Origin of the sequence: Paenibacillus sp. MSJ-34 (assembly GCF_018918005.1) — a bacterium.
Taxonomy (GTDB): domain Bacteria; phylum Bacillota; class Bacilli; order Paenibacillales; family Paenibacillaceae; genus MSJ-34.
Genome location: NZ_JAHLPR010000040.1, coordinates 39,440 through 54,078 on the forward strand (window position 1 = coordinate 39,440; position 14,639 = coordinate 54,078).

Annotated in this window: 8 protein-coding genes; 7 read left to right on the top strand and 1 reads right to left on the bottom strand. The window is 53.6% G+C overall.

All coding sequences use genetic code 11. The annotated features are described in order from the left end of the window. Positions 1 to 242: 242 nt before the first annotated feature. Positions 243 to 1,262, top strand: coding sequence for a DNA polymerase III subunit delta (gene holA, locus KQI79_RS19970; RefSeq protein WP_216540063.1), 1,020 nt, complete (start codon positions 243 to 245; stop codon positions 1,260 to 1,262). 65 nt (positions 1,263 to 1,327) lie between these two features. Here the strand turns inward: holA and rpsT are convergent, their stop codons facing one another. Next, entirely contained in the window at positions 1,328 to 1,600 is a 273-nt protein-coding gene (gene rpsT, locus KQI79_RS19975) for a 30S ribosomal protein S20 (protein ID WP_216540064.1), read from the bottom strand. Positions 1,601 to 1,796: 196 nt separating this feature from the next. On the opposite strand from rpsT, the gene gpr reads away from it, so the two are divergent. The 6 genes from gpr (at position 1,797) to KQI79_RS20005 (ending at position 14,535) form a co-directional block, all read left to right on the top strand. Then, complete coding sequence (gpr, locus tag KQI79_RS19980; RefSeq protein WP_216540065.1) at positions 1,797 to 2,798, top strand: GPR endopeptidase; 1,002 nt, start codon at positions 1,797 to 1,799, stop codon at positions 2,796 to 2,798. 235 nt (positions 2,799 to 3,033) lie between these two features. Then, positions 3,034 to 4,281 carry a stage II sporulation protein P gene (locus KQI79_RS19985; protein WP_216540066.1) on the top strand — a complete coding sequence of 416 codons (1,248 nt, stop codon included), beginning with the start codon at positions 3,034 to 3,036 and terminating at the stop codon, positions 4,279 to 4,281. A gap of 7 nt (positions 4,282 to 4,288) precedes the next feature. After that, positions 4,289 to 4,768 carry a hypothetical protein gene (locus tag KQI79_RS19990; RefSeq protein WP_216540067.1) on the top strand — a complete coding sequence of 160 codons (480 nt, stop codon included), beginning with the start codon at positions 4,289 to 4,291 and terminating at the stop codon, positions 4,766 to 4,768. A 102-nt stretch (positions 4,769 to 4,870) separates the two neighbouring features. Next, positions 4,871 to 6,688 (top strand): translation elongation factor 4, encoded by a 1,818-nt coding sequence (lepA, locus tag KQI79_RS19995; RefSeq protein ID WP_216540068.1) that lies wholly within the window; start codon positions 4,871 to 4,873, stop codon positions 6,686 to 6,688. 48 nt (positions 6,689 to 6,736) lie between these two features. After that, positions 6,737 to 7,939, top strand: a complete 1,203-nt coding sequence (gene hemW / locus KQI79_RS20000; RefSeq protein ID WP_216540069.1) for a radical SAM family heme chaperone HemW — start codon at positions 6,737 to 6,739, stop codon at positions 7,937 to 7,939. A 920-nt stretch (positions 7,940 to 8,859) separates the two neighbouring features. Beyond that, positions 8,860 to 14,535, top strand: coding sequence for a family 10 glycosylhydrolase (locus tag KQI79_RS20005; RefSeq protein ID WP_216540070.1), 5,676 nt, complete (start codon positions 8,860 to 8,862; stop codon positions 14,533 to 14,535). Positions 14,536 to 14,639 lie beyond the last annotated feature (104 nt).

Below are 14,639 nucleotides of genomic sequence, written 5' to 3' on the forward strand. Positions count from 1 at the left end.
CGGCAGACGAAAGTCGGGGCACGAACGCATGCACACATTGACGCATGCGATCGTATATTATATAAACGAGAAGTCATCGACGCCCCTTGCGTCGGATGACCGTCCGCGAGAAGAGCCTAGGACTTCTTCGCGGATGTTTATATAGATGTTCAAACAAAAAGGCTGCGCGCGGGTGCGCAGTCTTTTTGTTGTTGCCGCGCCCCGATTTTGCTACAATCGAATACAGCGAAGGAGGGACGAATGTGGATTATAAAACGGCTGCCAAAGAAATACAAAAAGGTATGGTGAAACCGATTTACGTCTGCTATGGGACGGAAAAATACCGTATCCGGGAATTTATCCACTTTTTATCTTCCCATGTGATCGGGCAGGAAAACCGCGATTTGGCGTTGACGAAATTCGACTTGAACGAAACGCCGATCGAAGCGGTCGTCGAAGAAGCGGAGACGCTTCCGTTTCTTGTGCCGCGCAAAGTGATCCTAGTTAGCGATTCCACGGTGTTCGCGGCAGGCAAAGATACGAACAAAATCGATCATAAAACGGACCGGCTGCTGAAATATATGGATAATCCCGCCGATTACAGCGTGATCGTCTTTTTCGTGCAGAACGAGAAGCTGGACGAGCGCAAAAAAACGGTGAAAAAAGCGAAGGAATGCGGAGCGGTCATTTCGTTTGCGCCGCTCGGCGCCGAGGAATTGCTGCAATGGATTAAGAAGCAAGCGCGCGAACGCCGCTGCGATCTTGCCGCCGGCACTGCGGAGGCGCTCGTTGCCTGCGCGGGGACGAATTTGCAGACGCTGGCGTCGGAAATCGAGAAACTTTGCTTGTTTGCCGGGGATGGCGGCGTCATCGAACCGGAAACGGTGGAACAGCTCGTCGCCCGGAGCAGCGAGCAAAATATATTCGTTTTGATCGAGCAAATCGCGCAATTGAAATTGGAAAAGGCGCTGGGCATTTTCTACGACCTGTTGAAGCAGCGGGAGGAGCCGATTAAAATCGTCGCTTTAATCGCGCGGCAATTCCGGATTATGCTGCAGGTGAAGGAATTGGCGCGGCAAAGCTATTCGCAGCAGCAGATGGCGTCCTCGCTGGGATTGCATCCCTATGCGGTGAAGCTGGCGGCGGAACAGGCGAAGCAATTCGACGCGGGCCGTCTTAGCCGGATTTTGGCCGATCTGGCTCAATTGGATTATGAAATGAAAAGCGGTCGCGTCGACAAAATATTGGGCATCGAGCTGTTCCTGCTGCGGCTGGCCGCTTGATGCGCATAACAAAAAGTCCTGAAGCTTCCATAGCTCAGGACTTTGTTTCATGTATAAGCGCTTGCTTACGCTTGCGCGGTAAGAGCGTTTAATTTTTTCGCCAAACGAGATTTTTTGCGGGCTGCTGCATTTTTGTGGAGCAAACCTTTCGTTACGGCTTTGTCCAGCTTTTTGGAAGCAACGATCAAAGCGGCCTTCGCAGTTTCCACTTCGTTATTAGCGATCGCGACATCTGCGGCTTTAACGGCTGTACGAAGCGCAGATTTTTGGGATGCGTTTAATAAACGGCGTTTTTCGTTCGTTTTTACACGTTTCACAGCGGATTTAATATTCGGCATTGCATTCACCTCCTGTAAGGCATAAGTATTGCATAACTAGAATCGATATAGATCCCACAACTTAAAATATTCTATCATGTGACTAGGCAAATTGCAAGACAATTGCTTTTCGGCCACTTTTCGAAAGCCGCCTGCATAAACGGGAGGCACGTCTCGCACAATATACAAAAAAGCGGTTTGGAAGGAGTTTTGCAGAATGGAACTGGATTTGCAGCGCTATTCGGTGCGAACGGATTTGGCTCTGGAAGCGAAGGAGATGGCCGAGGCTGTCCATGGCGGAGCGATCCCCGGCGTGGCGGAAAACGTCGAAGAAGAGGATGGGATTAAAATTACGCGGATCGACGTGGAAACGGAGGAAGGGGCGAGAGCGCTCGGCCGCATTCAAGGGCATTACGTCACGCTGGAGGTGCCGCAGCTCCGGAAGAAGGATTCCGATTTGCAGGACCGCGTTGCGACCAAGTTTGCCAAGGAATTCGAAGCTTTCCTGGAAAAAATCGGCGTCAGCCGGGTTGCCAAGGCACTCGTCGTCGGACTCGGCAACTGGAATGTAACGCCCGACGCCTTGGGGCCGATTGTAGTGGAAAATATTATGGTGACCCGCCATTATTTCGAAATTATGCCCGATCAAGTGAATCCCGGCTACCGGCAAGTCAGCGCCGTAGCTCCCGGCGTGCTGGGCATTACCGGCATTGAATCGAGCGAGATCGTGCAAGGCATCGTAGAGAAGACGAAGCCGGATCTGATTATCGCCATCGACGCGCTGGCATCGAAAGCGCTGGAGAGGATTAACACGACGATCCAAATCGCCGATATCGGCATTCATCCCGGCTCCGGAATCGGCAACAAACGCAAAGGACTAACGAAGGAGACGCTGGGAGTTCCGTGCCTCGCTATCGGCGTCCCGACCGTTTGTTACGCCTCGACGATCGTCAACAACGCGATCGAACTGATGCGGGAGCATTTCGCGAAGGAAACGACCGAAACGAAGCAAATTATGGGATTGCTGGACGATATCCATGAACAGGACCGGCTCGCGCTGGTCAGAGAAATTTTGCAGCCGCTGGGCCATGATTTGATCGTAACGCCGAAAGAAATCGACGAATTTATCGAAGATATCGCCAACATTATCGCCAGCGGTTTAAACGCCGCTTTGCACGAAGCGATCGACACGGATAATGTCGCCGCTTATACGCATTGACCGCGTCTAGGGCCCGCCCCAAGTCAAGAACATTGGCTTAGGGGCGTTTTTTGCTGTTTGGCCGTCGTCGGGGGGCGCCTTTTAGGCTGATCCTACTAAAATGTTCAATTATGTTTTGGTTCTATTTACTAGATTGTCCTCATAGATTTGAAATACATAGATTAAGAGGCGGGACACCGAAAGCGAAGCAGCGCAGCTCAAGTTCCGTCTATACGAACGATGGGGAGGACGATCCATGAAAGCGACGTTTCAGGCGATTCACGTGCCTAGAATGAAACAAAAATTGTTACACGGTTTAGCGACAGGGAGAATGTTCGTCATTCTCGCGTTATGTTCGATGTTCTTTTTTATATTGCTCGGGCTCGGCGGAATGGTGCAAAAAAACGTGAACACATCGCCGGTTGCTTCGATGAAAGGATTGGCCGCCGCCGTTTCAAGCTACTTCTTTATGGATATGATAGGAATGGAGGTGCCGCATTTGAACGTTTCCGCGCCTCATTCCGAATTTGCGCGGCAGAATGTCGGAATGTTTCTATTCCGGATGTTGACCGGCGTCAATCCGCTCGATCCGAAAACGCTGGTCGCCAGCGAAGTGCCCGGTTTGGGCGGCGATGAAGCGGTTCCGCTGCGGGTCGGCAAAGGCAACGAGGCGCTGACGGCCCCGGAAGATTACCATCAGGGCCCGGGATTGCCGGCGCCGGGCGGGGAGCCGGATCCGAACGGCGAGGCGGTACCGGAAGGCGAACCGAATAACGGCTCCGATCATACGGCCGAACATCCGGAAGACAATCCGGGGAACAAGCCGGCGGAAACGCCAAACGCCGATAAAAAGTCGGTGTTCATCTATCATTCGCATAACCGCGAGTCGTGGAACCCGGTGCTGCAAAAAGACGTGAAGGACCCTTCCAGCGCCACGAAAAATATTACGCTCGTCGGCAAACGGATGGCGTCGAAACTGGAGCAACTCGGCGTAGGTGTCGTTCATTCGGATCAAGACTACGCATCGACGGTCAAAAATTATAATTGGAATTATTCGTACAAATATTCGCGCACGACCGTGAAAGAAGCGATGGCGGTCCATAAAGATTTGCAATATTTTATCGATATTCACCGGGATTCGCAGCGGCATGACAAAACGACCGTAACGATCGACGGCAAATCGTACGCGCAAGTCTATTTCATTATCGGGCACGGCAACGAGAATTGGCGCGAAAACGAAAAATTGGCTAACGAAATTCATACGGAACTGGAGAAGCGCTATCCCGGCTTATCCCGCGGCATATGGGGGAAATCGGCCAAGACCGGCAACGGAGAATATAACCAATCTTTATCGAGCAACAGCATTTTGATCGAAGTGGGCGGCATCGACAACACGCTTGAGGAATCGTATCGTACGGCGGATGTGCTGGCCGGCTTGATTGCCGAGCTGTATTGGGACGCGGAGAAGGCGAGCGCAGATGCCGATCCGCAAGAAACGGAGTGACGAAGCCATGTCGAAACTAATGAAAAGAATATTGATTATCGGCGCTTTCATTACGCTTGGCATCATGTACGCGCTGGACTTGGCTTCGTCGGGCATCGAACGGATTCAAGGGCCGGTGCAAGGCCAAACGGCGCCCCCCGTCTGGACGCAAACGATCCCGCCGCAGCAATTGCAATATCCGCAGCAGCCAACGTATCCGCAGTACGGACAAGCGCCGCAGACGGGCGAGCAACCGCAGCAAATGCCGCAGCAAGCGCAGACGCCGCAATGGGGGTGGCCGCAGACGGGAGTACAGCAGCCTGTTCAATCGCCGTGGGCATACGTTCCGGTGCCGCAATCGGAGCAGCCGTTCCAGCCGGTTCTCGATGTTCCGGTGAAACAGGCGCCCGTCGACAGGCTGGCTGACAAGACGGCAGGCCTGCTGCAAACTTTGTCGCGCGGCGGCATTCGTTTTGTCGTATCGCTGTTCGGATCGATCGCCGAATAACAAAGATTCGCCCGGATTCGCGTTCGAGCATTGAAGCCTTATCTAACAACTGATATAATTAATTATTGGTTTTCATTTTGGCAATCGTGGTGGGGGTAAGGAATGACGGATATTCATGCTCGACAAAAGAAAATACGCAATTTCAGCATTATCGCTCATATAGATCACGGGAAATCGACACTCGCGGATCGCATTTTGGAGTATACGGGCGCCCTGACTTCGCGTGAAATGCAGGATCAGGTGCTTGATAAGATGGACCTGGAACGCGAACGCGGCATTACGATTAAGCTGCAAGCCGTTCGTTTAACGTATCGCGCCGACGACGGCGAAGAATATTTGCTTAATTTGATCGATACGCCGGGACATGTCGACTTTACGTACGAAGTTTCCCGCAGCCTCGCGGCTTGCGAGGGCGCGCTGCTCGTCGTCGACGCGGCTCAAGGCATCGAAGCGCAGACGCTTGCAAACGTTTATTTGGCATTGGACAATAATTTGGAAATATTGCCGGTCATCAACAAGATCGATTTGCCGAGCGCCGAGCCGGAGCGGGTGAAGCAGGAGATCGAAGACGTCATCGGTCTTGACGCCAGCGAAGCGGTGCTTGCGTCGGCGAAAGCGGGCATCGGCATTAAAGAAATTTTGGAGCAGGTCGTGCAGAAAGTGCCCGCTCCGAACGGCGATCCGGACCAGCCGTTAAAGGCGCTTATATTCGATTCGCATTACGATCCGTACAAAGGCGTAATCGTCTACGTACGCGTCGTCGACGGAACGATCAAAGCCGGTTCGAAAATTAAAATGATGGCGACGGACAAGACGTTCGAAGTCATTGAGGTAGGAGCGTTCAAACCGCGCATGACCATCGTGGACGAGCTTACGGTCGGCGATGTCGGCTTTATCGTCGCGGGAATTAAAAACGTCAAGGATACGCGCGTCGGGGATACGGTGACCGATGCGAAACGTCCGACGCCGGAACCGCTCCCTGGCTATCGCAAAATTAATCCGATGGTATTCTGCGGCTTATACCCGATCGATACGTCCGATTACAACGATTTGCGCGAAGCGCTGGAAAAGCTGGAATTGAACGACGCCTCTTTGCGTTTCGAACCGGAGACGTCGAGCGCGCTCGGCTTCGGTTTCCGCTGCGGTTTTCTCGGCTTGCTGCATATGGAGATCATCCAGGAGCGGATCGAGCGGGAATTCAACATTCCGCTGATTACGACGGCGCCGAGCGTTATCTATAAAGTGACGCTGACGAACGGAGAAGTTATCGAAATCGATAACCCGTCGAACTATCCGGAAGTGGGCAAAATCGACTTTGTCGAAGAGCCGTATGTGAAGGCATCGATTATCGTACCGAACGATTATGTCGGCGCGATCATGGAATTATGCCAGAACAAGCGCGGCGAATTCGTGAATATGGAATATTTGGATACGAATCGGGTGACCATTATTTACAATATTCCGCTGGCGGAAATCGTGTACGATTTCTTCGATCAATTGAAATCGAGCACGAAAGGATACGCTTCGTTCGATTACGAATTGTCCGGCTACCGCAAATCGAACCTCGTCAAGATGGACATTCTGCTTAACGGCGAGCAGGTCGATGCGCTTTCCTTCATCGTCCACCGGGAACGCGCGTATCATCGCGGCCGCCTCATCTGCGAGAAATTGCGCGAATTGATTCCGCGCCAAATGTTCGAGGTGCCGGTACAAGCGTCGATCGGGACGAAAGTCATCGCGCGCGAAACGGTGAAGGCGATGCGCAAGAACGTACTCGCCAAATGTTACGGCGGCGATATTAGCCGGAAGCGCAAGCTTCTTGAGAAACAGAAGGAAGGCAAGAAGCGGATGAAGCAGGTCGGCAGCGTGGAAGTGCCGCAAGAAGCCTTTATGGCCGTATTGAAAATCGACGACAATTAACAAGGAAGCCTTGCGCTTCCTTTTCGCATAGAGGGGGGAGAAGCGACGATGACAGGACGGGAACGGGAGACGGCGGCAACGATTCGGGCGCCGAAGGCGGTTTATATTCATATCCCTTTTTGCACGAATAAATGTTTTTACTGCGACTTCAATTCGTATGTGCTCAAAGGCCAGCCGGTGATGGAGTATTTGCAAGCATTGGAGCGGGAAATGGAACAGACGGTGAAGCTTCATCCGCCGGAGAGAATCGATACGATTTTTGTGGGCGGCGGAACGCCGACGGTGCTGCTGCCCGATCAGATGGACTATTTTTTGCGGTCGATCCGCACCTATTTCCCTAATCGCCATGCGCAAATCGAATTCTCGATGGAAGCCAATCCGGGCACGACCGATTTGGAAAAGCTGCACGTCATGAGAGAGGGCGGCGTGAACCGGATCAGCTTCGGGGTCCAATCGTTCAACAACGATCTGCTGAAAGGGATCGGACGGATTCATGACACCGACGATGTGTACCGCAGCATCGAGAACGCCCGCAAGGCGGGATTCGACAACATCTCGATCGACCTGATGTTCGGGCTGCCGAATCAAACGACGGAAATGCTGGCCCATAGCGTCACGAAGGCGCTGGAGCTCGACTTGCCGCATTATTCGATCTACAGCCTGAAAGTGGAGGAGAATACGCTCTTCCATACGATGTACCAAAAAAACGAGCTCCCGCTGCCGCATGAGGACGATGAGCTGGAGATGTATTTGCATATTATGTCGCGCATGAAACAAGCCGGATACGAGCAGTATGAAATCAGCAATTTCGCCAAGCCCGGATTTGCCAGCCGGCACAATATGACGTACTGGCGCAATGAAGATTATTACGGTTTGGGCGCGGGCGCGCACGGGTATGCGAACCGGACGAGGCATGCGAACATTAAGGGAGTTCAACCGTACAATACGGCTGCCGGCAAAGGGCTGCCGCGGCTGGAAAGCTATGAGGTCAGCCGTGAGGAAGCGATGGAAGATTTTATGATGGTAGGCCTTCGCATGCTTGAAGGCGCGAGCCGCGCCCGATTCCGCGAACAGTTCGGCGCCGAGATGGACGATGTGTTCGCCGCTCCGCTGCGCAAATTGGTGCAGGCCGGCTTTTTGACGGCGACCGAGCATGGCTACCGCCTTAGCGAACGCGGCATCTTGTTCGGAAACGACGTATTTGGTGAATTTATCGGCGCAATGACAGTATCCGGGGAGATCATAGAGTAAGCAGCGCTCGGAATGGAGAGCGAGGGCGGCTTCTCCGCTCCTTCGTTCCTTTTGTCGATATCCCTCTCGTTCAGTGGGAAATTGAATAAAAATCATAATCAATTCGCTTCCCAGAGGGAAGCTTTTTTTGCGCCACCAGAATTTCCCATTCATCCCAAAGTTACTAATAACCAAGTAAGATTAGACGTTGTTTCCAGTTCCCCCTCGCAGTAACCACAAAAATCCATCTATTTCGCGCAAAACCGGCTTTTGTAAGCAATATAACTGCAAAAATCCATTTAATAAAGCTCGTTTTTCTCATTTTGGAGCTATTCAGGCAGGAGTAAATGGAGAACTGCAGTTAGTAAGGCAATATCCCTCCAAATCGGGTGATGCAACTGGATTTTTGCAGTTATATCACGTGCATGTCTGCATTAGATTTCGCTTTGACCCATTGGATCCGTCACATCGAAGTCATTGTACACCAACGATCGATCGCCGATGACCGGTGCGAATTTCCTACTAACCATTCTGATGTCGAAAGCCTTTAAGAGGCGCGTGTACAATATGCTCAAGATCAATCATCTCTAACCTGAACGAACGGGATTTCGACAAAAGGATGCATAATCGGATGCATGGATAGGAATAGGCAGGACTTTCCACTTAGAAAACGATGCCTGATTTTGTCGCAGGCTAGTCCGTTAGGATTCTTTTTTGGTCGTGAAAAATCAGGACTATTTGCATGATATACAAATCCCTGTGAAAAATTTATACTCTGAAATTGGAAGTGTATGAAATAATATTTCAAACACTGAGTTGAAGTTTTATCCGCAGTGGCGCTCAAATCAATCGTTCAGAAGAAAAAGAAAAGGGTGGTGTTGCCTTGCGCAAGAAGTTTCAGATCGCGAATCGATTAAAACTGGCAAAAGGAAGTGAGAACCGTGTTCCGTCGTATACACAGAGTTAGAAAAAGCGCGGCTGCAATCATTGCGATCATCGTTTTGTTGGGAACGCTATTTACAAGTTTTATTAGTATTGAAAGCGCTTCACAGTATGCTTACGCAGAAAATAGCGGCACGAAGGACGGCGATGTACCGGTGTTTGGCGAGGAGGAGAATGCCGGCAATGTAACGGATGACGTGTACGGCGAGCCGGGATTGCCGGATCCGCCCGTACCGCAAGAGATGGATTTTCCCGTTGCGGACGCGTTGGCATCGTCATTTGCGAAGTTAATCGAAGATTTTGAAGATATTTCGGATATTCAAGTTTCCGAAATTCGCACGGTGCCGGGCTCCACCAAGCTCGAAAGGAATGTCAGACCCGGACCGGTGAAATACGGACATGCTTCGGGCAAACTCACTTACGATTTTACCGGGACATCCGGCACTTCGGCGGCTTATATGAACTTCAAGGATGCCGGCGGAGCGCAGGGACGTTTGCTGGAAGGATATCCGAAGAAAATAGGCGCATGGGTGTACGGCGACGGCAATAATCATTGGCTGCGCGGACAATTGCAGGATGCGGCGGGAACGAAGCCGACACTTGATTTCACGAATTCCGGCGCATTCAATTGGGTCGGTTGGAAGTATGTGACCGCTTCGGTACCGAACGGTTTGCAGACTCCGATCAAGTTAAATCAAATCTATATCGTGGAAGCGAGCGATAATAACAAAAACGGCGGGACGGTATATTTCGACCAGATATCTGCGATTTACACAAGCTCCGATCCGGCGAACGTTGAAATTACCGGGCTTAGACAGATGCGGGCAGGCGACAGCTTGCAAGCCAAGGTGTTCGCTACCAATAGCGGAAGCACGGACGTGCAGGACGTGACCGCCGGCTCTACGTTCACCAGCAGTTCCGCGGAGATCGCCTCGGTTGACGAAACCGGTCTAGTGCGAGCCGTCGCGGGAGGCATGACGACAATTACGGCGCAATACGGCGTCTGGGAGGCAGTATATGAATTGACGGTAGGGGATGCGGCGGCGGAAATAGCCGCCATCGAGCTTGAGGGCAGCACAGGATTGGATGTCGGCTCACAGGAACGGGTGAAGGCATTGGCGTTCTATGAGGGGAGTTCGGAGCCGTCAGCGATCGAGTCGGGCGTCGAATTTAGCAGCAGCAAACCGGAAGTCGCCGCGATTGCGAATGACGGAGTCGTTACGGCGCTCAGCGAAGGAGAGACGATCATTGCTGCCTCGTATGAAGGCAAATCGTTCTCTTATACGTTAACGGTCGTCAAGCCGGTTCCGGTACTGCAGAGCATCCGCATCGCGGACTTGGCGCCGATGACGGTAGGCGAAGAGAAGCAGGCGCGCGTGCTTGCGACGTATACGCTGCTGACGGAAGAGCAGGACGTGACCGAGACGGCCGCGTTCCAGAGCAGCGATCCGGGCGTGGCCGAAGTAAGCGCGAGCGGGTTGGTGACGGCTAAAGCGGCCGGTACGGCGAAAATCAGGGCGACTTTCGAAGGCAAGCTCGTCGATTATTTGCTCATTGTTCATTCGCCGCAATCGCAGCCGCCCAAACGCGAGTTGCGCGCGGCGTGGATCGCCTCGGTCGAAAATATCGACTGGCCGCAAAGAGGCGTGACGACCGCCGAACAGCAAAAGAAAGATTTCGTCGCTTTATTGGACGAACTGGAAGCGACGGGCATCAATGCGGTCATCGTCCAAATTAAACCGACGGCGGACGCGTTCTATCCGTCCGATTACGGCCCGTGGTCGGAATGGCTGACCGGGGTGCAAGGGAAAGACCCGGGATACGATCCGCTTGCATTTATGCTTGAGGAAGCGCATAAGCGCAATATGGAGTTCCATGCGTGGTTCAACCCGTATCGGATCAGCATGCATAATGATAAAGACAAATTAGTGGCTAATCATCCGGCGAAGCTGCATCCCGATTGGGTGGAAGAATATGGAGGTAAGCTGTATTACAACCCCGGCGTGCCGGAAGCGAGAGATTTCTTCATCGGCAGCGTCATGGAAGTGGTGGATCGCTACGATATCGACGCCGTTCATTTCGACGATTATTTCTATCCGTATCCGGTGACCGGTGTGGATTTTCCCGATGAGGAGGAATTCCGGAAGTACGGAGCGGGCTTTGCGAAAAAAGAAGATTGGCGCAGAAATAACGTCGATACGCTGATCGAGACCTTGTCGCACAAAATCAAAGCGAGCAAGCCTTATGTCCAATTCGGCATCAGCCCGTTCGGCATTTGGCGCAACAAGGGAACCGATCCGGCCGGTTCGGATACGAACGGCCTGCAAAGTTACGACGCTTTGTACGCCGATACGAAGAAATGGGTGGAAGAAGAATGGCTCGACTATATCGCGCCGCAAATTTATTGGCACTTCGGAAACGGACCTGCCGCTTATGAGAAGGTGCTTGATTGGTGGAAAAAGGTAACGGAAGGGAGCGATGTGCATCTTTACATCGGGCAGGCGGTCTATCGCGTAAACGAATGGTCCGATCCTGAGGAACTGGCAAATCAGGTAACATATAATCGCAATTTCGCATCTGCGGTTGGCGGCAGCATGTTTTTCAGCGCCAAGGATGTGCTCTCGAATCCGAGAGGCATGAAGGACAGACTGGCGTCTGATTTCTACCGCTATCCGGCTTTGCCGCCAGCGCTCACGTGGCTGGATAATGAAGCTCCAAGCGCGCCGGTATTGAAGTTTGCCGTATCGGCCCGGGCAGACGGAGTCGAATTGCGGTGGGAGGACGCCTCACAGAACGAAGACGCGGCCTATTATGCGATTTACCGTCATGAGGGGAAAGACGCGCCGGATATGTCCGACCCGGCCCAATTATTGACGACGGTCCGAAAAACGCAAGGCGAAGCGCAGCAATCTTACGTTGACCGGACGGCGCTTCGCGGGCAAGCATATACCTATGTTGTCACGGCAGTCGATCGGGTGCATAACGAGAGCGCTCCGAGCAATGCGATGACAGCGGACAGCGAAGGCCCCGGCAACTTGCTGACCGAGAAGATCATGGCCAAAAACGCCGCCGACCGAACGCTGGAGCTGGAATACGCGGGCGTATTGAGACTGGCGGACAACTTGACGGTAGAGCAAGATTTGGACGGCCGCATCGTCCAGCGAACGCTTAATGAAGTGATGGTCGGCGCAAACAACGCGGACATTCATCTGAACGGCAGCGGCGAAATAGCAAAGATCGTGTTGAACGGCGAGACGCCGCGCGATCGGATGCGCGTCGGCATACGTTACGATATCGCCGATATTACGGATATGACGCAGCTGAACCATAACCGGATCGAGATCCGTTCCGATCAGCCGTTTCGTCTTACCGATAAAATCGGCGGCAAGCAGTTCGATATCGCGCGGAACGCTGCGATCGCGCTGACGGCAGCGGACGGACGGATTCGCATCGAGCAGAACGGCGAGGAACTGTACCGGACGACGAACCGCATTTATGTAGCCCCGAGCAATGCAAGCTCGTTACTGGAAATCTCTTCGCTCAAGCGAGCGCATGGGGTGCCGAAATATCGCGGCGAGTTCGAAGTGTTCCTATCCCCCGTTCCGGGCACGCTGCGCTTGATCAATGAGGTCGGAATCGAGCAATATTTATACCAAGTCGTTCCTAGCGAAATGCCGGCTTCCTTCGGCTTGGAGGCGTTGAAAGCGCAGGCGGTCGCAGCCCGGACGTACGCGCTCAGCGATTATTTCATCAGCCGTTTCGCCGATGAAGGCTTTCATATCGACGACAGCACGCTTAGCCAGGTGTACAACAACCAAGCGGAGAATAGTTTGACCCATCAAGCGGTCGACGAGACCGCGGGCAAGATCATGCTTAGCGGCGGCTTGCTGGTAGACGCCAGATTCTACTCGACGTCGGGCGGCTACGGAGCGTCCAAGCATGAAGTATGGTCGGATGCGGAAACGCAACGATTCCCTGGAACGGCGGTTCCGTATTTAACGGCGCGAAGCTATACGTACGATCCGAACAACAGCGGCAGCATGCTTGAAATCGATACGGCCGACGAACAAGCCGTCGCGGCGTTCTATCGCGATTTGTCGCTGACGGGATACGATTCCGATTCGCTGTACTTCCGTTGGAAAGTAGGATTAAGCCGCGCCGAATTGGAAAAGACGATTAGTAAAAATATTAAGCTGCGGCATGCGGCCGATCCGAATTTTATTTTGACGAAACAGGCTGACGGCAGCTTCGCCAATCTGCCGATACCGGACGAAGGAATCGGGACGCTGCAAAACCTCGTCGTCGCCAAACGCGGAGCGGGCGGCAACATGACCGAATTGATCGTAGAGGGCAGCACAGGCACTTATAAGCTGGTCAAGGAATTCAACATCCGGTTTACGATTCGTCCGAATAAAACCGATACAGGCAGCGAAACCGATATTCTCGCTTACCGCGCGAAAGGCGGATCGAGCGATTACGATCTTGCGCAGACGTTGAAAAATCCGAGCATTCTCTATTCCGCGTTCTTCACGTTCGATATCGAGAAAGGGGAAGCGGGCGACATCGAGCGTGTCACCTTCTACGGCGGCGGCAACGGGCATGGCGTCGGCATGAGCCAGTACGGTGCGCAAATGCTGGCGAAGGAAGGCTGGGCATACGATCGAATATTGAACGCTTATTATGCCGATATGAGCATTGCGGATTTGGACGCTCCTGTCGTAACGAGCCTGTCGATTGCGGGAGCCGGGGAACTGCCGGTCGGCGGGAAAGACCAAGTGCGCGTATATGGAAAATACAGCAATGGCGACACTGCGGAACTGAAGGCGGGCATCGGCTTCCTTAGCAGCGACGATTCCGTGGCGGCCGTTGACGAGCAAGGCGCCGTTACGGCGCGAGCGGCCGGCGAAACCGTTATTACGGCGACGGTCGGCAATTTAACGGCCGACTACCGTCTCGTGGTGAAGCGGGCGTCGACCGGCCCGGGCAGCGGCGGCGGAGGAGGCGGCGGTGGAAGCGTCACGAGTCCCGTCGGCGAGAAGAAGCCGGATGACAAGAAGCCTGAAGAACCGGACGGCGGCGGAGAAGAGCCGGGCCGGAAGCCGGGCGAGAAGCCGGCGCCTGCCGTGCAACTGACGGATATATCCGAACATTGGGCCAAAGACGCGATACTGCGAGCCGTCGAACTCGGTTTCGTCACCGGTTACGAGGACGGCACGTTCAGGCCGCAAGGCCAAGTAACCCGCGCCGAGTTTGTGACCATGCTGATGCGCGCGCTCGCGCAAGCGGATCTCGCGGCCGGAGCGGGCGGGGAGATCGATTTTGCCGATTCGGCGAGCATTCCGGCATGGGCTCGAAGCTTTGTCATGCAAGCGGTCGAGGCGGGCATCGTCACCGGCTATGACGACAATACGTTCCGTCCGAAACAGCGGATTTCCCGCGCGGAAATCGCCGCGATGGCCGTTCGCGCCGTCTCGCTGCAGCCGGATCCCGATGCGGCCTTGACGTTTGCCGATGCCGACAGCGCGCCGAAGTGGTCGCGCGGCTATATTGCGGCTGCCGCAGAAGCGGGGCTGATGAAAGGCCGAGGAGGCAATTCGTTCGCGCCGAACGATTTCACCACCCGCGCCGAAGCGGTCGTGTTGATCTTGGCGTTGTTGGATTACGAGAACCATTAGAATCGGGCGAACACAAAAAGCATCCCGTCTCACGGATATCGTGGGACGGGATGCTCCCGTTAACAAGGATATGATGGATAATTGCATCCGCGGGCGATACATAT

Excerpts from the sequence above, each read along its gene's own strand:
- KQI79_RS19990 (WP_216540067.1), top strand. The coding sequence starts at position 4,289 with ATGTCGAAACTAATGAAAAGAATATTGATTATCGGCGCTTTCATTACG.
- KQI79_RS19985 (WP_216540066.1), top strand. The coding sequence starts at position 3,034 with ATGAAAGCGACGTTTCAGGCGATTCACGTGCCTAGAATGAAACAAAAA.
- lepA (WP_216540068.1), top strand. The coding sequence starts at position 4,871 with ATGACGGATATTCATGCTCGACAAAAGAAAATACGCAATTTCAGCATT.
- gpr (WP_216540065.1), top strand. The coding sequence starts at position 1,797 with ATGGAACTGGATTTGCAGCGCTATTCGGTGCGAACGGATTTGGCTCTG.
- rpsT (WP_216540064.1), bottom strand. The coding sequence starts at position 1,600 with ATGCCGAATATTAAATCCGCTGTGAAACGTGTAAAAACGAACGAAAAA.
- hemW (WP_216540069.1), top strand. The coding sequence starts at position 6,737 with ATGACAGGACGGGAACGGGAGACGGCGGCAACGATTCGGGCGCCGAAG.